The organism is Micromonospora phaseoli, assembly GCF_900109115.1.
Taxonomy (GTDB): Bacteria; Actinomycetota; Actinomycetes; order Mycobacteriales; family Micromonosporaceae; genus Micromonospora; species Micromonospora phaseoli.
This window is the reverse complement of the sequence record NZ_FNYV01000015.1, coordinates 12915-32702: the sequence shown is the minus strand read 5'-3', so window position 1 is coordinate 32702 and position 19788 is coordinate 12915. Positions and strand designations below refer to the sequence as shown.

Below are 19788 nucleotides of genomic sequence, written 5' to 3'. Positions count from 1 at the left end.
CCACGATGTCGCAGGAGGCTCGGGACCTGAGCTGGCTGGTCAGCGCGTTCGCGGATCGGGTGCCGGGCGTGGCGCATGCGGTGGTGGTCTCCTCCGACGGTCTGCTGGTCGCGATCTCCGACCACCTGCCGCGGGACCACGCCGACAAGCTCGCGGCGGTCACCTCGGGTCTGATGAGCATCACCGCCGGCGCGGCGCAGATGTTCGACGGGGACATCGTCAAGCAGACCGTGGTCGAGATGGGGCGCGGCTACTTCCTGGTGATGCAGGTGCGCGACGGTTCGATCCTGGCCACCCTGGCCGCGGCGGACGCCGACATCGGTGTGGTGGGCTACGAGATGGCCCGGCTGGCCAAGCAGGCGGGAGAGATGTTGACCCCCGCGCTGCGAGCCGAACTCCAGCAGGCGCTGCCCCGCTGAGGCTGCCCCGCTCAACAGGCGGGGCAGCGGGTCGCCGGCCGGCGTGCCGCTGGCCATCATCGAACACGCGGCGGGATGCGATGCCGAGGACAGGACCGTCTGCCCCCGGTTGCGGGAGAAGGTGGCCGCCCGCCTGCCTGCCGGGTTACGGGACGAGGGTGGAGCGAGGCCGCCGCCGGCAGCAGGCTAGCGCAGGCCGATGGCGGTGCCGGGGGAGGCGGGGCGGGAGGCGATCCACCAGGCGACGGTGGCGGCCACGGCGACGATACCGCTGAACACGAATGGTGCCTCGATGCCGGCTCGCGCGGCCAGCGCCCCACCCGCCAGGGCACCCAGCGCGGTGCAGCTGTAGGTCACCAGGCGGGAGGCGGCGATGACCCGGCCGAGCAGCCCACCGGGTACGAGTCGTTGGCGTACCGACAGCGCGGCGACGTTGAGCACGGCGAACGCCGCACTGGTGGTGACCACCACGACCACCGCGGCGGCGCGGTGCGGTGCGACGGCCAGCACGACCGGCACGCCGGCGGTGACGGCCATCGACCAGGTGAGCACGTGCCGGTGGCGGAACCGGGAGACCAGGCGGTCGGCGGCGAACGAGCCGATCAGGCCGCCGGCCGCTCCGGTGGCCAGCAGCAGGCCGAAGCCGAACGCGCCCAGCCCGAGGGCGTCGCGGGCGTAGAGCACGAAGATCGCGAACCAGGCGGTGTCGGCGGCGGCAACGGCGGCGCTGACCAGTACCAGGGTGCGCAGCATGGGCTGGCGCGCGAGCCAGCGCAGGCCGGCCAGGACGCCGCCGCGATCGGCCTTCGAGGTGTCGGTGCCCGCTGCGGCGCTCGGCCGGCTGGCCAGGGTGAGCGGCAGGGAGAGGACGAGCATCACGGCCAGGGCGAGGGTGGCGCCGTTGACGGCGAACGGGATCGCCGCGCCGAGGACGAACAGCAGGGCACCGACCGGCGGGCCGACGAACTCGTTGCCCACGATCTCGCCGGCGACCAGCCGGCCGTTGGCCTTCTCCAGTTGAGCGTCGGGGACGAGCCGGGGTACGGCGGTCTGCGCGGCGGTGTCACGGACGGTTTCGCCGACGCCGAGCAGGAACGCGGCGACGACGACCAGGGTGATGGTGGCCCAGCCCAGGGCGACCGCGGCGGCCAGCGCGGCCAGCACCACGACCCGGCCGGTGTCGGCGGCGGCGAGCAGCGTACGGGCGCTGCGGCGATCGGCGAGGGCGCCGGCGGACAGGCCGGCCACCAGCCAGGGCAGGAACTGTGCGGCGGCGACGGCGGCGACGGCAAGTGGGTCGTCGGTGAGCGCGGCGGCCAGCAGCGGGAAGGCGGCCACCCGGATGCCGTCACCGAGGTTGGCCAGCGCAGCGGCGCTCCAGAAGGTCCAGAACGGTCGTCCGAGTGCAGGGGCGTGGTCGTTCACCCACCGGAGTTTAGGGCAGCCACCGCACGTGGCGCCCCCGCAGGTACGCCTGCTCCGGCCGCGCTGGCTGCGCGCCCGGTCCGGCGGTTATGGGCTCGCGTCTCGGTCGGCGCTGCTGGTTGCGCGCCCGATCCGGGGTGCTGGTTGCGCGCCCGATCCGCGGGGTGCTGAATGCGCGCCCGATCCGGGGTGCTGGATGCAGTTCGCCGACGGCCTTTGGCCGTCGGCGAACTGGTTCGGCGAGGGGTGACCACGCGCGCGGCGCAACGATCGGTGCGTCGCGCCGGCCGGGGCCGCGGATGTTAGGAGGGGGCCCTTCCTATACACCAGGCGTTAACAAGGGGCCCTTCCTTGCATCTCAGAGCGCGTTGTCGGCGATGACCTGGCGGTACCAGTGGGCGCTGCGCTTGAACACCCGGCGCTGCGTGGGGTAGTCGACGTAGACGAGTCCCCAGCGCTGCTCGTAGCCCTCGGCCCACTCGAAGTTGTCGAGCAGCGACCAGACGTGGAAGCTCTCCAGCGGCACCCCGTCGGTGATCGCACGGTGGGCGGCGGCGAGGTGGTCGCGCAGGAAGGTGACCCGGCCGGTGTCATCCACGGTGCCGTCATCGGCGAGCATGTCGGGGGTGGGCAGACCGTTCTCGGTGACGGTGAGCGGGATGGGGCCGTAGTCACGGGTGACCCGGGTCAGGATGTCGTACATGCCGTCCGGGTAGATCTGCTGCCATTCGGCCTCGGAGGTGGGCCACCGACGCTCGGTGCCGCCGGCGGCGGTGACGTAGATCGGGGTGTAGTACTGCACGGCGAGCAGGTCGATCGGGCTGGAGATGATCTGCAGGTCGCCGTCGCGGATGCCGCGGACCATCCGGCTGTCCGGGCCGAGGTCGGCCAGGACGTCCTCCGGGTAGCTGCCGGTGAGCGCGGAGTCGAGGTACAGGCGGTTCTCGTAGCCGTCGTAGAGGCGGGTGGCCTCGGCGGCGGCGGGGGAGTCGTCGGCGGGGTAGCAGGGGTGCAGGTTGAAGGCCGGGCCGATGCGACCGGTGCCACCGTTGGCGCGCAGGGCGCGTACGGCGAGGCCGTGGGCGAGTTGCAGGTGGTGGGCGACGAGATAGGCGGCGTCCGGGTCCTGCCGTCCGGGGGCGTGGTGGCCGGAGAGGTAGCCGTTCTGCACCACGGTCTTCGGCTCGTTGATGGTCAGCCAGACCGGCACCCGGTCGCCGAGGGCGGCGAAGACGGTGGCGGCGTAGTCCGCGAAGCGGTGGGCGACGTCCCGGGACTCCCAGCCGCCGGCGTCCTGCAGGGCCTGCGGCAGGTCCCAGTGGAACAGCGTGGCCATCGGGGCGATGCCACGCTCGTGCAGGCCGTCGATGAGGCGGCGGTAGAAGTCGAGTCCGCGTTGGTTGGCGGCGCCGGTGCCGTCGGGCTGGATGCGCGGCCAGGAGATGGAGAACCGGTAGCTGCGCAGCCCCAGGTCGCGCATCAGATCGAGGTCTTCGTCGTAACGGTGGTAGTGGTCCGCGGCGACGTCGCCGGTGTCGCCGTTGCGGGTGCGTCCGGGCGTGCGGCTGAAGGTGTCCCAGACCGATTCGCCGCGGCCGTCCTCCTTGGCGGCGCCCTCGATCTGGTACGCGGAGGTGGCCGCGCCCCAACCGAAGCTGGGCGGGAAGGACAGCCGGGCGGCGGGGTCCGTGGCCGTGGCCGTGCGATCCGTGGGGTCGCCGGGCTGGCAGCCACCGGAAGCGGCGACGGCGGTGGCGCCGAGGGCTGCGCCGGCCGGGGTGGCGGCGGTGGCCGAGAGCGCGGCGTGGCGCAGCAGGTGCCGCCGGGTGAGTATCGACATGGGTTCTCCTCGTGGATGGGTTGACCGCCTGAGCCCGGGAGCGCTCCCAACACAGGGTAAAGGTAGGCGGTCTTCGCCGGGCTCCGTTCGTCGCAGTGCGGGCGGAGGGCCGCGGCGGCAGGGAAGTGATTGGGTGGGAAGACGCTGGGCCGGTCGGGCGTCGGGTGCGGCGGGACCGGGTGCGCCGAGATCCGCAGGGGGACCGGCGATGCGCGCCCGGGCGGTCGGCGGGGCGTCGCGGATGGCGGTCGGCGGGCGGGTCGACTGCCGTGCGGGGCGCGCGGGTGATGCGCGACTGACCCGTCGGCCTCTTTTCCCATCGTGAACGGGGGTTTAGTGTGGGGACGGGGGAGGGCAACCCCCGTCCCCACCGTGTTGCGGTACACGCACGTTCGGATTGGCGTCCCAGTAGTGCGTGTCGCGCGGGAGCCGGGCCACGCGAGTGGCTTGAGGATCCACCTCCCTCCACTGTGGTGGGATGAGGCTGACGGCGGTGTCCGGGCTGGCCCGCCGTCGGCCAGGGGCCTTGTCCCCGGTGCCGTGGGCACGACCCCGGGTGATCTTCTGGTTGGAACTCCATCGATGGAAGCGCTCCCATCGACGTTGATGCGACTGTAACGCCCGTCACGGCATTGTGAAAGCCCCAAAACGAGATCGAAACAACCCAGTGTTTCCGGAAGTCGCCTCCCTGGTGTTGGGAGCGCTTCCATGGCAGACTGTCGATCGACCACGCGGAGCCAGATTCACGTGAGCGCGGGTCGCCGAGGGCATCCGGCACGTCCGGCACGGCGTCCTACCAGCAGCGGGTGCAGCAGCCGTTTCCACGGCGCCCCCCGCCGGCTGAGGCCCGTCGTGGGCCGAAGCGACCACCACCATCCACTGGCACCTCCGCGGGCCTGTCCCCAGGGGTGTCACCGCCGGGGCGACACCGTCCCGGCCTGGTCCGAGGAGACACCGCGCAGATGAAGAATCTGGCTAGACGTCGGCGCCTGGCGTGGCTCGCCGCCGCGGCGCTGGCGATCGGCGGGGCGACCGTACCCGCCGCCGCCGCACAGGCCGCACCGGCCTGCGACGTGGTCTATACGACGAACGACTGGAGCAACGGCTTCACGGCCAACGTCACCATCAGGAACACCGGCGACGCGATCAGCGGCTGGACCCTGCGGTTCGCCTTCCCCGGCAACCAGCGGGTCACCCAGGGCTGGTCGGCCCGGTGGAGCCAGAGCGGCAACGAGGTCACCGCCGTCAACGAAGCCTGGAACGGCAGCATCCCCGCCGGCGGCAGCACCAGCATCGGCTTCAACGGCTCGTACTCCGGCACCAACGCGAAGCCGACCTCGTTCTCGGTCAACGGGGTCACCTGCGGTGGTACGGCGCAGCAGCCCCCGACGGTCAGCCTGTCGGTGCCCGCCGGCCCGTTCACGGCCCCGGCGACCGTGCCGCTGACCGCCACCGCGAGCGACCCGGACGGCACCATCGCCCGGGTCGAGTTCTACCGCAACGGGCTGCTGGTCAACACCGACACCACCGCGCCGTACGCGTACACCCTGGAGAGCCTGCCGGCCGGTGACTACACGGTGCAGGCCAGGGCGTACGACAACAGCGGGCTGTCCGCGATCGCCGAGCGCTCGTTCACCGTCGCCGGCACCACCTCGCCGGCACTGGTCGCCACGCCGACCGCGTTGACCGTCCCCGAGGGCGGCAGCTCGACGTTCAACCTCAAGCTGAACCGGGCACCCACCGCGAACGTCCCGGTGAGCCTGGCGCGCACCGGCGACACGGACGTCACCGTGACGCCGACCTCGGCGACGCTGACCACGTCGAACTGGAGCACCGGCGTCGACGTGACCGTGCGGGCGGCGGAGGACTCCGACACCGTCGGCGGGACCGCCACCATCACCGCCTCGGCCAGCGGCCACACCCCGGCGACGGTCACCGTCACTGAGATCGACAACGACGTGCCCGGCGGCGACGGCGAGTACGTGCAGCGGTTCCTCACCCAGTACGGCAAGATCAAGAACTCGGGCTACTTCAGCCCCGAGGGCGTGCCGTACCACTCCATCGAGACCCTCATCGTGGAGGCGCCGGACCACGGCCACCAGACGACCTCCGAGGCGTTCAGCTTCTGGCTGTGGCTGGAGGCCTACTACGGCCGGGTGACCCAGAACTGGACGCCGTTCAACAACGCCTGGACGGTGATGGAGCGCTACATCATCCCGTCCAATGCCGACCAGCCGACCGCCGGCTCGCCCGGTGACGCCAGCTACGCGGCCGAACACGACCTGCCCAACCAGTACCCGTCGCAGCTGGACTCGAACGTGCCGGTGGGTCGTGACCCGCTGCGCTCCGAGCTCCAGTCCACCTACAACACCGGCTCGATCTACGGCATGCACTGGCTGCTGGACGTCGACAACACCTACGGCTTCGGCCGCTGCGGTGACGGCACCACCCGCCCGGCGTACATCAACACCTTCCAGCGGGGCACCCAGGAGTCGGTGTGGGAGACCGTGCCGCACCCGTCCTGCGACACCATGCGGCACGGCGGCACGAACGGCTACCTCGACCTGTTCATCAAGGAGACGGCCGCACCGGCCCGGCAGTGGAAGTACACCAACGCCCCGGACGCCGACGCTCGCGCGGTGCAGGCCGCCTACTGGGCGCTGACCTGGGCCAAGGAGCAGAACAAGGCGGCTGACGTGGCGGCCACCGTGACCAAGGCCGCCAAGATGGGCGACTACCTGCGGTACGCACTGTTCGACAAGTACTTCAAGCGGATCGGCAACTGTGTCGGCGCCGCCGCCTGCCCGGCCGGTAGTGGCCGTGAGGCCGCCCACTACCTGCTCTCCTGGTACTACGCCTGGGGTGGGGCGACCGAGACGAGCCAGAACTGGTCGTGGCGGATCGGCTCCAGCCACAGCCACTTCGGTTACCAGAACCCGTTCGCCGCGTGGGCGCTGACCAACGTCGACGAGCTCAAGCCGCGCTCGCCGAACGCCGCGGCGGACTGGAACAACAGCCTCAACCGGCAGCTGGAGCTCTACACCTGGCTCCAGTCGGCCGAGGGCGGCATCGCCGGTGGCGCGACGAACAGCTGGGGCGGGCACTACGGCACTCCGCCGGCCGGCACCGCCACCTTCTACGGCATGTTCTACGACGAGGACCCGGTCTACAACGACCCGCCGTCGAACCAGTGGTTCGGCATGCAGGCCTGGTCGATGCAGCGCATCGCCGAGCTGTACCTGGTCTCCGGCAACGCCAAGGCCAAGGCGCTGCTGGACAAGTGGGTGCCGTGGGCTATCGCCAACACCACGCTGGGCACCAACTGGTCCATACCGTCGGACATGAAGTGGACCGGCCAGCCGAACAACTGGAACCCGACCAACCCGCAGCCGAACACCAACCTGCACGTCGAGGTGACGGTCAAGGGCCAGGACGTCGGGGTCGCCGCCGCCTACGCCCGCACGCTCATCGCGTACGCGGCGAAGTCGGGCAACACGGCGGCGAAGGAGACCGCCAAGGGCCTGCTGGACGCGCTGCACGGGCAGAGCGACGCGCAGGGCGTGTCGACGGTGGAGAAGCGCGGCGACTACCGCCGCTTCGACGACGTCTACGACGCCTCCACCGGGCAGGGCCTCTACATCCCGCAGGGGTGGACCGGCCGGATGCCCAACGGTGACGTCATCGCCCCGGGCAAGAGCTTCCTCGACATCCGGTCGTTCTACAAGAACGACCCGGCCTGGCCGAAGGTCCAGGCGTACCTCGACGGCGGCGCGGAGCCCGAGTTCCGATACCACCGCTTCTGGGCCCAGGCGGACGTCGCCATGGCCTACGCCGACTACGGGAAGTTGTTCCCGAACGGCTGAACGAACTCCTCCGGGTGGGCGGTTGCCCACCCGGAGGGCACGGCCGGGCCTCGGGGGTAGAGGCAGGTCCGGCGGACGGCCTGACACCCACGGTCAGGCCGGGGTGGGTCGGCCCTCTGGCCGACGCAGCGGAGCGGTCGGCCCACCCCACCGAGCCCGGCCCGCCGGGCACGGCATGCAGATCGCGAAAAAAAGTGACCGCCCCGGGATCACAACCCGGCCCGGGACGGAGTAACGTACATCACCGGAGAGGCCGCTCCCCCCGTGGCGGCCTCTCCCTTATTGTCCCGGCTCCAGCTGCTGTCCCGGCTTCCACGCCGGCTCGCCGTCAGCCCCGCCGGCACCGGCCGGACCGCCGTCCGGCGTCACCGGGTGACGCACCCCCGGATGTCCGGCCGGCAAGGATCGGCGCACCACCGCCCAGCTGATCGCCAACGCCCCCGCCACCAGCGGCCAGGTCAGCCCCACCCGGGCCGCGGTCAGGGCGAGCACCTGTCCGCTGAGGTAGAGCGGCAGGAACACCGCCACCCGCAGCACGTAGGTCGCCGTCCACACCCAGCTGCCCCGGCCGTACGCCCGCAGCAGCGCCGGATCGCGTCGCCACCGCCCTCGCTGCCCGAGCGCCGTGCCGACCACCACCCCGAGCAGCGGCCAGCGCACCACGATGCTGACCGCCCACACCAGGGTGCTGGCGGCGTTGGCCAGCAGCTGCACGAGGAAGAAGTCCTCGGCGCGTCCGGTACGCGCCACGATGAGCGCCGCGACGCAGACCGCGAGCAGCCCGATCAGCACCGACCGGGGCCGGTCACCTCGGCGCAGCCGCCATCCGGCCACCACCGCGCCGGCGGTCAGGGCCGTCACGACTCCGACCGCGACCGACTGGCCGGCCAGCAGCCAGCCCGCCGCGAAGGCGATCGGCGGCAGGGTGGCGTCGACGGCTCCCCGACGTCCGCCGAGCAGGTCGGCCAGCGACTCGGGCCGCCTTGTCGCAGCGGGGTCACGTTCGGTCATCCCGATCGCCAACACCTCCTTCACCTGCGCACCAAACCTATCCTCACGACATCGGCGGGCCACCGGGCGGCCGACGCGGGCGTGCCGCTAAGTTGTGCGGGTGCGTGTGACGCCCCGGGGTGGGACTGCGGTATGGCTGGTGGTGCTGGCCCTGATCCAGACGGCGGCCTTCATCGCCGTCTGGCAGTTCGCGTTGCACGTCGAGGTCGGGCAGTGGATCGACACGGTGGCGTTGACCGGCAACCGGATCGGCCACGACCGCATCGCTGATCCGGTCAACCGGATCCTCAACGCCATGTCCGTGGTGTCGCTGCTGGCAGTCACCGTGATGATCGGGTTCATCGCGCTGATCCGCGGCCGGATCGCCCTGGCCATCGCCGCCACCCTGCTGATCGCCGGCGCCAACGTCACCACCCAACTGCTCAAGTACGGCCTGACCCGTCCCGACTTCGGCATCGATCCGGAGCGGGTGTACGTCGGCAACAGCCTGCCCAGCGGGCACACCACCGTCGCCGCCTCGGTGGCGGTGGCCCTGGTGCTCGTGCTGCCGCCGAAGGTGCGCGCGTTCGCCGCCGTGGTCGGCGCCAGCTACGCCGCCGCCGCCGGAGTGGCGACCCTCTCGGCGGGCTGGCACCGGCCCAGTGACGCGGTGGCCGCGTTCCTGGTGGTCGGGGTCTGGGCGGCACTGGCCGGACTGCTGCTGCTGGTCACCCAGCGCGAACGGGCAGAGGTCGCCCCGGGTGACGCGCACCGGCTCACCGCGCTGCTGCTGGGGGTGGGCGGCGTGCTGGCGATCGCGGGCTGCGCCCTGGCGTTGTGGTGGCTGGTGGGGGTGCGGGGCACCCCGCCTGCGGAGTTGTCCCGCCGGCCGCTGTTCATCGGCTACGCCGGCAGCGCCGCCGGCATCGTCGGATCGATGGGCGTGGTGATGGCGCTGCTGTTGACCGCCGTGCACCGCGTCGTCCCCCGCTATCAGGGATGAGCCCGCAGGCCGCGGTGCGGCAGGCATTCCGGGACGAGTGCGCCCAGTTGAGCGAGGTACTCCGCACCCTCGATCCGGTCGACCTTGACCGGCCCACCGACTGCCCGCCGTGGACCGTGACGGAGTTGCTGGCGCACGTCCGTACCGGTGCCGGTCGGCTGGCCGACATGCTGGCCGCCCCGGCGCCCGCCCGCGCGCAGGTTGACGCCGCCAGGTACTTCGGCGCGGCCAAGTTCACCCCCGAGGTGGACGCCGCCCGGATCCAGTCGGCCCGGATCGACGCAGGTCGGGGCCATGCCGGTCCGTGCGGGGCTCGACCGGGGCTGGGCGCGGACTTCGACCGGGCCTGGCGGGCCACGATCGAGGCCGTCGACGCCCACCGTCTGGACCGGGTGGTTCGTACCCGCCACGGCGACGCGATGACGGTGACGGAGTTCCTGCGTACCCGGGTGGTGGAAGTCGGCGTGCACGGCCTGGACCTGGCCGCGGCGCTGGACCGGCCGCCGTGGCTGACCCCGGCCGCTGGCCGGGTGATCGCCGAACTGCTCACCGGTGGGCGTACGCTGCCGGCCGAGCTGGGCTGGGACCGGTTGTCCCTGATCGTCAAGGCCACCGGTCGCGCTGCCCGTAGCCGCGCCGAGCAGGCCATCCTCGACGACGCCGGCATCCGGCTGCTCTCCTTCGGCGGAAACTCCTCGACCCCCCGCTGACAGCGCAGCCGACAAGCGCGGCGAAACGTCCCCGGCGGCTCCGCGTAGGTGACGGAACCCGACGAGATCTTGCTCGTTTGCCCGGGTGGCGGGCACGATCGACCGATGACGACGCGATGGGCAATGACGGTGCCGCTGGGTGGAGTTCCGCTCGCCGACCACGCCGCGGTGTACGCGGCCCTCGCCGACGCGGGCTACACCGACGTGTGGTCCTCCGAGGTCAACGGGTCCGACGCGTTCACCCCGCTGGCGCTGGCCGCCGCCTGGCAGCCCCGGCTGCGGCTGGGTACCGCGATCACGCCGGCGTTCACCCGCGGTCCCGGACTGCTGGCGATGAGCGCCGCCGCGCTGGCCGACGTCGCCCCCGGCCGGTTCGCGCTCGGCATCGGCGCGTCGTCGCCGGTGGTGGTCTCCGACTGGAACGCGGTGGAGTTCACCGACCCGTTCCGGCGCACCCGCGACGTGCTGCGGTTCCTGCGGGCGGCCTTGCGTGGGGAGACCGTCGACGGGGACTTCGACACCTTCTCGGTGCGCCGGTTCACCCTGGAACGGCCACCGGTGGTGCCGCCGCCGCTGCTGCTGGCCGCGCTGCGCCCCGGCATGCTGCGGCTGGCCGCCGCCGAGGCCGACGGCGTCATCCTCAACTGGCTGGCCGCCACCGACGTACCCCGGGCGGTGGCCGAGCTGGGGCAGCGGCGTCCGCAGTTCGAGGTGGTCGCCCGCATCTTCGTCTGCCCCACCGAGGACGCCGGCTACGCCCGCACCCTCGGCCGACGGATGATCACCAGCTACCTGACCGTGCCCGCGTACGCCGAGTTCCACCGCTGGCTCGGCCGGCAGGAGGCGCTGTCCGGCATGTGGCGGGCGTGGGCGGCCGGCGACCGGCGCGGTGCCCTGGCCGCGGTTCCCGACGAGGTGGTCGACGAGCTGATCCTGCACGGCTCGCCCGAGCAGTGCCGGGCACAGGTGCGCCGCTACGTCGAGGCCGGGGTGGATGTCCCCGTACTGGCCTTGCTGCCCACCCCGGAGGTGGCCGCAGGGGACGCGGCGGCCCTGGCCACGCTGGTCGCCCGGCTCGGGCTCGGCCCGAAGGTGACGGTGTGAACCTCACCGGCCGGGTGGCGGTGATCACCGGTGGGGCCGGTGGCATCGGGGCGGCGCTGGCCCGCCGGTTCGCCGCCGAGGGCGCTGCCGCGCTGATCCTGGCCGACCTGGACGGCGGCGCCGCCGAGGCGGTCGCCGCGACCGTCGGGCCGCTGGCCAGCGGCGTAGCGGTCGACGTCACCGACGAGGAACAGGTACGCGCACTGGTCGCCGAGACGGAACGCCGCTACGGCCAGATCGACGTCTTCTGCGCCAACGCCGGGGTGTCCACCGGCGGGGGAGTGGAGGTCGACAACGCCGGCTGGGACCGCGCCTGGCAGGTCAACGTGCTCTCGCACGTCTACGCGGCCCGGGCGGTGCTGCCGGCAATGCTCGCCCGGGGCAGCGGCTACCTGCTGCACACCTGCTCGGCGGCCGGGGTGCTGACCGCGGTCGGCGACGCGCCGTACACGACCACCAAGCACGCCGCGGTGGGGTTCGCCGAATGGCTGTCGGTGACCTACCGCGACCAGGGGCTGCGGGTCAGCGCGCTGTGCCCGCAGGGGGTGGACACCCCGATGCTGGCCACCGGGCTGGCCGCCGGGCACCTCGGAGCCCAGGTCATCGCGGCCTCGGGTGCGGTGCTCAGCCCGGACGAGGTCGCCGCCGCCGCGGTGGCCGGGATGGCGGAGGAGCGGTTCCTGATCCTGCCGCATCCAGAGGTGGCCGACTACGCCCGCCGTCGCGCGGAGGACCCCGACGGCTGGCAGTCCGGCCTCCGCAAACTCGTCCGCCGACTACGCGCCGCCGGTCACGAGCCGCCGCCTCCGTCACCGCCGCCTCCGTCGCCGTAGCCGTAGCCGCTCCTGCCGAGCCCGCCGCCGCTGCCAGAGCCGTGAGGCCGTCGGCGGGCGGAACGGCGCAACCCTGCCGTGGCCCGTGCGGCTTCGGCTAGCTGCTGCTCGCGGGTCGCCGGCCGGCCAGCACGCTGGCGGCGGACGACGAGCAGTGTCGCGGCGGTGGCGGCCAACACCGCGACCAGTGCACTGAGAAGAACTGCCCCCGTGGTCATGCCCGCAGGGTACGAAACATCGGCCACCCTCAACGCGGCCAGCGCAACGGCCCCGGATGTGCCAGCCAGAGCAGCCGCCGCCACCGGGACTGGGTGGCGCGTAGTGCGCCGGTGTAGACGATGGCCGCCTCGGTGGCGGCGGTCGCCTGGTCGTCGGTGGCGCCTCCGGGAGCGAAGCCGGCCTCGTTGACCAGGCGAGCCAACTCGTCGAGCGAGGCGTACGCCGCCGTCGAGTCGTCGACGGCGGTGACCGGTCCGGCGGTGACCGGGTCGGCAGGCGGCTTGGCCGGAGCACGGCCGGGCTTCGAGGCGGAGACGGTGGCCAGAGTGCGGCGGGCCGCGTCGGCGACCTCGGTAGCGGACAGGTCGGCGGCGACCGGCTGCCCGGCCAGCCGCAGCGTGTCGGTCAGCTCCCGCCAGGCACCGGCGATGCGGTGACCGGGGTCGCCCCGGTGCAGCCGGTTGCGGGTCTGCGCCCGGCGCAGCACGGCGAGGGTGACCAGCAGCGCCACGACCACGAGCACCAGCCCACCGCCGGTGCCAGCGACCAGCACCGGCGTCGGTACGCCGCCGGAGTCGCCGGGGCCGCCGGGAGCCGCCTGCGCCGGCGGTGAGGTGGTCGGCTCCAGAGTGGGCTCCGGCTGCTCCGACGGCGGCGGATCCTCCGGCTGCGGGCGGAAATCCTCCTCCACCGGCCGGGGCTCGTCGTCCGGCCGGGGCAGCGGGTCGAACGCCACCCAGCCCAGCCCGTCGAAGAGCACCTCCGGCCAGGCGTACGCGTCGGCGGCCCGCACCGGCCCCGAATCGGGGGCGGCGAACCCCACCACCACCCGGGTCGGCAGCCCGGCCAGCCGGCCCAGCACGGCGAAGGACGCGGCGAACTGCTCGGAGGTGCCGCGCTGCCCGCCACCGCCCAACGGTCCGAACAGGAAGAACGCCAGGTTCGGGTAGGCGTGGCCGCTGGGCGCGTCGGCGACCAGCCGGTAGTGCTCGGCGAGCCACTGCTCGATCGCCGCCGCCCGGGCGTACGGTGCGCCGTTCTCCTGCGCCAACTGGGCGGCCAGCCGGCGCAACTGCTCGGGTACCCCGTCGGGGACATGCAGCACCCGGGCCACCTCGTCGCCGGCCGGGGTGTTCGCGGTGGCCAGCAGGTTGGTGTCCGGGCGTTCCCGCGCCGAGGTCACCGTGTAGCGCAACCCCGGGGTGAGCCCGTCGGGGCGGATCAGCGTGCCGGTGCCCGGGTCGTAGGCGACCCGGGCACCGCTGACCTCACGTGGGGTGGGCACCGCGGGCAGCAGCCGCCCGCTCAGCTCACCCACCGTGATCTCCTGCCGGACCGCCTCCACCGTGGCGTTCGGAGCCGGCTCGACGGCCGGCAGAATCCGGCCGGCGTTGCGATAGGTGGCGCCGACCCGCCAGGTGACGCCGTCGTAGTCGCTGAGCACGGCCAGCCGGACCCGCACACCGCCCCCGGTGGACGCCACCGAACCGTCCGCCGCCGAATCCACCGGCCCCGCACCGCCCGGCCGGTCCGTGGCCACCTGGAACAGTTGCTGGTCCGGATTGAGCGCCCATCCGCTGATCCGGATCAGCGGGTTCTCGTCCAGCGTCTGGACCTGCGGCGGCTCCACATAGCGACGCGGGTCCACCGGCCGGGTGTCCACCAGGGCAGCCGCCGCCGGGCCGAGCACCGCCGCCAACCCCACCACCACTGCCGTACCAGCGGCCGAAGCCACGGCCAGCCGCGCCCGCACCCCGGAGCGGACCGCCGGGGCGAGCCCGTCGACCGGATCTCCGCCCGGTGCCCGCGCCGACACCGCCAACCCGACCGCCGCCACCGCCACCAGCGCCACGGTCTCCCAGATCGCCGGCTCGGCGTTCGGCCCGACCACGTACAACGCGCCGACGTAGAGCAGCACGGGCGGCAGGTAGCCCAGCAGCACCCGCCCGGCCCGCAACGCCACCTCCGCGCCGGCCAACCCGGCCAGCCAGGCGGCGACCAGCGGCAACAGCACCGTGTCGGGGGTCGGCTCCACCGGGATCATCGCCGTCAACAGCCGAGGGATGGCGTTGCGGGCGGCGTCACCGGCCACCTCGGCGAAGCCGCCCGGCAGTTGTGCGGCACCGGCGGCCAGCCGCAGGCAGCACGCCGTCCAGCCCGCCATCGCCAGCACCGACAACGGCGCGACCAGCCACGACGGCAGCCGCCGCGTCACCACACTGACCAGCACCGAACCGACCGCCGCCCCGGCGACCAGCATCGTCAGCAGCGACCCCGCGTACACCCGGCCGAGCACCACACCGGCCAGCGTGACCATGGCGACCAGCGTCACCGGCACCGGCGCCGCCCGTAGCAGCCTCACCACCGGCGTACCCCGTCCCACTCGGCGGCGAACGCCGCACCGTCGGCGGAGTCGACCACGACCAGGCCCGCCGCGCCCGGCGGCGTCGGCTCCACCGCGCCGAACACCCCGACCACCACCGACCGGTACGCCCCGCCCAGCGCGCCGACATGCCCCAGGTCCTCGCGGCCACCCGGCCCGGTGAGCACCACCAGGGTGTCGCCGAGCCGGTCGCGGCGCAGCCGTGCCACCGCCGACGCCAGCGTGCCCGCACCGGTCAGCGACACCGCGGCCAGCCGGTCCAGCGGGCCGCCGCTGTCCACGCCGCCGGCCGACTCGGCACTCTCGCCCTGCCCGGGGCTCTCGCCCGGCACGCCGCTCGCGCCCTGCGCGGCGACGAAGAGCAGCACCACCGGCAGATCCTCCCGGAACGCCGCGGTGAGCACCGACGCGGCGGCCTCGCAGGCCGACTCGAAGGACTCGGCCACCCCGTCGACCCGGTCCGGATGCGCGACGGCCCGATTGTCCAGCAGCACCACGATCCGGGGCAGGCTGGTGTCCACGTTCTCGCGCACCATCAGCTCACCGACCCGGGCGCTGGTCCGCCAGTGCACCCGGCGCAGCTCGTCACCGACGACGTACTCCCGCAGCGAGTCGAAGGTGATCGAACCGTGCGGCACCGCGTCGATCCGCCCGTCGAGGCTGCGGCCCGCGCCGGTCGGCACCGCACTCAGCGGGTGGATGCGCGGATGCACCCACACCGGCACGCTGTCGCCGTAGGAGCGGGCCAGCACCACCAGGCCGAGAGGGTCCCGGCGGGTCACCCGCAGCGGCCCGACCGGCACCACACCCCGGCGGCTCGTCGGCACGTCGTAGCTGACCGTGGTGTCCGCGCCGGGACGCAGCCGCAGCACCGGCACCGGCACCACCCGATCGCCGCAGCGGTCGGTCGCCAGCAGGCTCGCCGCCCGCAGCCGCCCCGCGTTGCGCACGGTCAGCGTCATCGTCGCCGGCTCACCCCGGGCCACCCGATCCGGGTCGGCCTGCCGGCGCACCACCAGCCGAGGCCGTTGGGCCGCGATGACCACGGCGATCACGACGGCGGCGCCGGCCGCCGCGCCGAGCAGCAGCAACTCCGGGTACGCGAAACGAAAGCCGGCACCGAGCAGCAGCACGGCGGCGACGAGCAGACCGATGCCCCGGGCGGTGATTCCCACGCCAACCCTCGCCGGTCAGGAGTGCGCCGGGGCCGGCTGGCCCGACGGCAACGGCACCGGCACCGAGGCGACGGCCTGGCGCAGCACCTCAGCGGCGGTGATCCCGCGCACCTGCGCGTCCGGGGTGAGCAGCAGCCGGTGGGCGAAGACCGGTTCGGTGAGGGTCTTCAGGTCCTCCGGCATGATCCAGCCGCGACCGTCGATCAGCGCGTACGCGCACGCCGCCCGGGTCAACGCGATCACCCCGCGCGGGCTGACGCCGACCCGGACCTGCGGATGGGTTCGGGTGGCCGCGGCCAGCCGCACCGCGTACGCGTACAGCGGTTCGGCGATGTGCACCCGAAGGGCCATCCGCACCATCTCGCCCACGGTGGCGGTGTCGGTGACCGCCGCGAGCGCCTCGGGGGAGCGCACCGTGGCGCCGCGCAGCACCTCCACCTCCACCTCCTCGTCCGGATAGCCCACCGACAACTTCACCAGGAACCGGTCCAGCTGCGCCTCCGGCAGCCGGTAGGTGCCGTCCATCTCCACCGGGTTCTGCGTGGCCACCACCAGGAACGGCTGCGGCACCGGATGGCGTACCCCGTCCACGGTGACCGTCCGCTCCTCCATCACCTCCAGCAACGCCGACTGGGTCTTCGGCGACGCGCGGTTGATCTCGTCGGCGATGACGATGTTGGCGAACACCGGACCGGGGTGGAACTCGAACCCCCGGGTGGCCTGGTTGAAGATCGTCACACCGGACACGTCCGAGGGCAGCAGGTCCGGCGTGAACTGGATCCGCCGCCACTGCCCCTTCACCGTCGCCGCGATCGCCCGGGCCAGGGTCGTCTTGCCCACCCCGGGCACGTCCTCCAGCAGCACGTGCCCCTGGGCGAACAGCGCCGTCAACGCCAGGCGGACCACCTGCGGCTTGCCGAGCACCACCGAGTTGACGTTCGCGGCCAGCCGGGCGGCCAGGGCGGCGAAGCCCTGCACCTCCTGCTGGGTGAGCGGTTCGTGGCTGTTCACGGTGGTGCTCCTCGGCCGGGACGGGTCAGCAGGTGGGCAGGACGTTTATGTCGTCCCCACCCTCCAGGTTGAGCCAGGCCCAGGGGATGTAGTTGCGTCCGCTGTACTCGACCTGCACCCACCAGGTGCTGCGCTTCTCGTTGTTGTAGATGTATGCGTACACCTCTTCGCCCCGCTGCTTGCAGTTCGCCTTCAGCCGGGTGCCCGGCTTCGCCCAGCCGACCTGCCGGTCGTTGTCCTGCCGGGTAACCGAGAAGATCTCGTTGCCGTTGCGGCCGTCGCGGTCCCGGTCGCAGTACGTCGCCTCCGCACCGGAGTCGCCGTTGTTGCAGGTGGCGACGCCGTACAGGGCGTCCGTCGGCTGGGCCCGGGTGGCCGTCCCGTTGCCGGCGGCGTTGGTCGCCGTCACCGTGAACGTGTAATTGGTGCCCGGCGTCAACCCGCTCATCGTGATGCTCGAACACGGGCCGCTGCGCGCCGGCTGACCCGACCGGCTCAGCGTGCACGTCGCCTGCCCGCCACCGGCGTCCACGGTGAACGTCACCGTCGCCGCCGTCGCGGTCGCCGACGACCCGGTCACCGTCACCCGGGGCGGCGCCACGGTCCGCGCCGTCGTCGTCGCCTCCGCACCTGCACCGGCCTCGTTGACCGCCCACACCCGTACCGTGACGTTCTGCCCGTCACCCAGGCCACCCACGGTCGCCGTGGTGTCGGCTACCTCGCTGCGCCGGCCACCGGCGTCCACCACGTACCCGGTCACCGGCCGGCCGTTCGCCACCGCCGGCGCCCACTGCACCGCCACCGTCCCGGGCCGGTCGGCCACCGTGCCGGCCCGCAACTCCAGTGGCTCACCGGGCACCGTGAAGGGCACCACAGTGTTGCTCACCGGCGAGGACTCCGAGGCCGCACCCTTGTCGTTGACCGAGACCACCGTGAACGCGTACTGGGTGCCGTACTCCAGCTCACCGGCCTTGACGACCAACTCGGTGCCGGTCGCCTCCCCGGCCGGAGCATTCGTACCGGCCGAGGTGGCCGTCACCGCGTACCGGGCGATCTTGTTGCCCTGTCCGTTCGCCTCCGGCCAGCTCACCACCACCGTGCCGTCCGCGCGCGCCTCGGCGGTCACGGCGTCCGGCGCGTCCGGCACGTCCGCCGTCGGCGTCACCGGGTTGCTCGTCCGCTTCGGCCCCGCACCCTTCGCGTTGACCGCCTGCACCGAGAACCGGTACGTCTCGCCGTTGGTCAGCTCCTCGACGTCCACCGAACGCTGGTTCGCGCCGACCTCCAGCCGCTGCCCGGCGCCTTCCACCACATAGCGGATGATCGCCGCGCCGTTGGCCGCCGCCGGCCGCCAACTCACCCGGGCCTGCGCGTCACCGGCCGCCGCCGTCACGCTGCCCGGGGCACCCGGACGGCTCACCTCCGGCTTCTTCGGCGGCGGCGGAGGCGGCGGGGGCTCCGGCGGCGGATCGCCACCGAGCACGTCGTTGGCGTACTTGTCGACCTCCCGCACCTGGTGCGAGTCGTCGACCACCCGCGCGGTGGCCGCATCGGGGGCGTTGATGAACAGGTAGTTCTCCCGCACCTCCAGCTCAAGCGGCCCGCCCCACCTGCCCCGGATGGTGTCCGTCAGCTGGCCCTGCGCGTCGAACGCGTACACCGCGCCCGCGGCATCGTCCGCGCAGTAGAACCGCCCGGCCCACGCCACCGCCGCACCCAGCCGGTCACCATCACCCGGCACGGTGAACGAGCGCACCTGGCCACCGTCTCCGATCGTGTGCACCTGCCGCTGCCCGGGCACCGTCACCGGCACCACCGGCCCGCTGGTCCGCACCGGCATGATGCCCGGCCCGGTCAACGTCGTGGCCAACGCCGCGCGCCGCGTCGTACCCCGCACCACCGTCACCAACGCACCGGCCGTGCGATCGAGCACCGCCACCCCGTCGTCCAGTGCGGAGAGCACCAACTCGTGGCTGGCCTCCGCCACGTCGTACGACTCGACCCGCAGTGGACTCACCGGCGAACCCGCCGCCGCCGACGGCAGCACCGCCGGCGTGATCGCCGAGACCGTGCCCTCCGCCGGCACGGCGATCCACAACCGGCCCTCGCCGTCGAACGCACCGCCGGTGATCCCCGGCGGGTAGCGAACCGGCTCACCGACCGGCGCCAACGACCGCGGGTCCAACTGGCGCACCACGCCCTGCACCGCATCCACCACGAAAGCCGAGTCCTCCTGCAGCGCCACACTCACCCCAAGGCCGGGGGTCGTCGGTGTGGTCGCGGTGATCTGCAACGTGGCCAGGTCCAGCGTGCTGATCTGACCCGTGTTCAGATCCCGCAACACCAGCAACCGGTCCGTCTGCACCACCTGCATCGGATGCCGACGCGCCGCCGGCACCTCCATCCGGGTGTCCACCCGGGCGGTGACCCCGTTGACCCGGGCCAACTCGCTGCGCGCCGCGCTCCACAGCCAGGAACTCGCGTCGTAGCTGGCCACCGCGTTGTCCGCCGAGCCCAGGCCGAGCACGGTCAGGCCCATCGCGGCCAGCAGCGCCAGCACCGTGCCCACGGTGACCAGCCCACCGCGTACCCGGGACCGGGAACGGGCGGTGCTGATCGGAACGGCCTCGTCGATGCTAGCCACAGTCGGCTGCCTCCCCGTGTCGTCTCGGCAGGTGGTGCCCCCTCACGGCGACCCCTCCCCGAAGAGACCGTCGGAACCTCGCGGCGGCGCAGGCGCAGCCCAGGCGGCGATCCAGGGTTCCCGACAGTCTCCAAGCCGGGAGCCATCATATGGTCACGCTGCGGACCCC

The 19788-nt window shown here is 73.1% G+C and carries 13 protein-coding genes; 6 read left to right on the top strand and 7 right to left on the bottom strand.

The features are described 5' to 3' along the window. The first annotated feature begins 5 nt into the window (after positions 1 to 5). Entirely contained in the window at positions 6 to 419 is a 414-nt protein-coding gene (locus BMY89_RS26955; RefSeq protein WP_198414139.1) for a roadblock/LC7 domain-containing protein, read from the top strand. 186 nt (positions 420 to 605) lie between these two features. Here the strand turns inward: BMY89_RS26955 and BMY89_RS26950 are convergent, their stop codons facing one another. Together BMY89_RS26950 and BMY89_RS26945 are read right to left on the bottom strand one after the other, a co-directional pair. Then, positions 606 to 1844 carry an MFS transporter gene (locus BMY89_RS26950; RefSeq protein WP_092382884.1) on the bottom strand — a complete coding sequence of 413 codons (1239 nt, stop codon included), beginning with the start codon at positions 1842 to 1844 and terminating at the stop codon, positions 606 to 608. A 358-nt stretch (positions 1845 to 2202) separates the two neighbouring features. Then, a complete protein-coding gene (locus tag BMY89_RS26945) occupies positions 2203 to 3684 on the bottom strand; it encodes a GH1 family beta-glucosidase (RefSeq protein WP_092382883.1) in 1482 nt (493 codons plus the stop codon). 971 nt (positions 3685 to 4655) lie between these two features. Between BMY89_RS26945 and BMY89_RS26940 the strand changes: the two genes are divergently transcribed. Beyond that, positions 4656 to 7547, top strand: a complete 2892-nt coding sequence (locus BMY89_RS26940; protein ID WP_175510437.1) for a glycoside hydrolase family 48 protein — start codon at positions 4656 to 4658, stop codon at positions 7545 to 7547. 279 nt (positions 7548 to 7826) lie between these two features. Here the strand turns inward: BMY89_RS26940 and BMY89_RS26935 are convergent, their stop codons facing one another. Then, positions 7827 to 8558: a DUF3159 domain-containing protein gene (locus tag BMY89_RS26935; RefSeq protein WP_092383002.1), complete on the bottom strand. Its 732-nt coding sequence runs from the start codon at positions 8556 to 8558 to the stop codon at positions 7827 to 7829. 94 nt (positions 8559 to 8652) lie between these two features. Here BMY89_RS26935 and BMY89_RS26930 point away from each other — a divergent pair, with 94 nt between their 5' ends. The 4 genes from BMY89_RS26930 (at position 8653) to BMY89_RS26915 (ending at position 12187) form a co-directional block, all read left to right on the top strand. Continuing rightward, positions 8653 to 9540 (top strand): phosphatase PAP2 family protein, encoded by an 888-nt coding sequence (locus BMY89_RS26930; RefSeq protein WP_170147790.1) that lies wholly within the window; start codon positions 8653 to 8655, stop codon positions 9538 to 9540. Then, positions 9537 to 10250: a maleylpyruvate isomerase N-terminal domain-containing protein gene (locus tag BMY89_RS26925; RefSeq protein ID WP_092382881.1), complete on the top strand. Its 714-nt coding sequence runs from the start codon at positions 9537 to 9539 to the stop codon at positions 10248 to 10250. The genes BMY89_RS26930 and BMY89_RS26925 overlap by 4 nt, the downstream gene beginning before the upstream one ends. Positions 10251 to 10373: 123 nt before the next feature. Next, positions 10374 to 11354 (top strand): LLM class F420-dependent oxidoreductase, encoded by a 981-nt coding sequence (locus BMY89_RS26920; protein ID WP_092382880.1) that lies wholly within the window; start codon positions 10374 to 10376, stop codon positions 11352 to 11354. Further along, entirely contained in the window at positions 11351 to 12187 is an 837-nt protein-coding gene (locus BMY89_RS26915) for an SDR family oxidoreductase (protein ID WP_092382879.1), read from the top strand. The genes BMY89_RS26920 and BMY89_RS26915 overlap by 4 nt, the downstream gene beginning before the upstream one ends. A gap of 247 nt (positions 12188 to 12434) precedes the next feature. Here the strand turns inward: BMY89_RS26915 and BMY89_RS26910 are convergent, their stop codons facing one another. Genes BMY89_RS26910 through BMY89_RS26895 form a run of 4 tightly spaced genes read right to left on the bottom strand, consistent with a single transcriptional unit; the run spans position 12435 to position 19610 of the window. Continuing rightward, complete coding sequence (locus BMY89_RS26910) at positions 12435 to 14723, bottom strand: transglutaminaseTgpA domain-containing protein (protein WP_092382998.1); 2289 nt, start codon at positions 14721 to 14723, stop codon at positions 12435 to 12437. A 41-nt stretch (positions 14724 to 14764) separates the two neighbouring features. Further along, a complete protein-coding gene (locus BMY89_RS26905; RefSeq protein ID WP_092382878.1) occupies positions 14765 to 15964 on the bottom strand; it encodes a DUF58 domain-containing protein in 1200 nt (399 codons plus the stop codon). A gap of 15 nt (positions 15965 to 15979) precedes the next feature. Next, positions 15980 to 16975, bottom strand: a complete 996-nt coding sequence (locus tag BMY89_RS26900) for an AAA family ATPase (RefSeq protein ID WP_092382877.1) — start codon at positions 16973 to 16975, stop codon at positions 15980 to 15982. A 25-nt stretch (positions 16976 to 17000) separates the two neighbouring features. Further along, the gene (locus tag BMY89_RS26895) at positions 17001 to 19610 is read right to left on the bottom strand and encodes a fibronectin type III domain-containing protein (protein WP_232521574.1); all 2610 of its coding nucleotides are present in this window, start codon (positions 19608 to 19610) and stop codon (positions 17001 to 17003) included. Positions 19611 to 19788 lie beyond the last annotated feature (178 nt).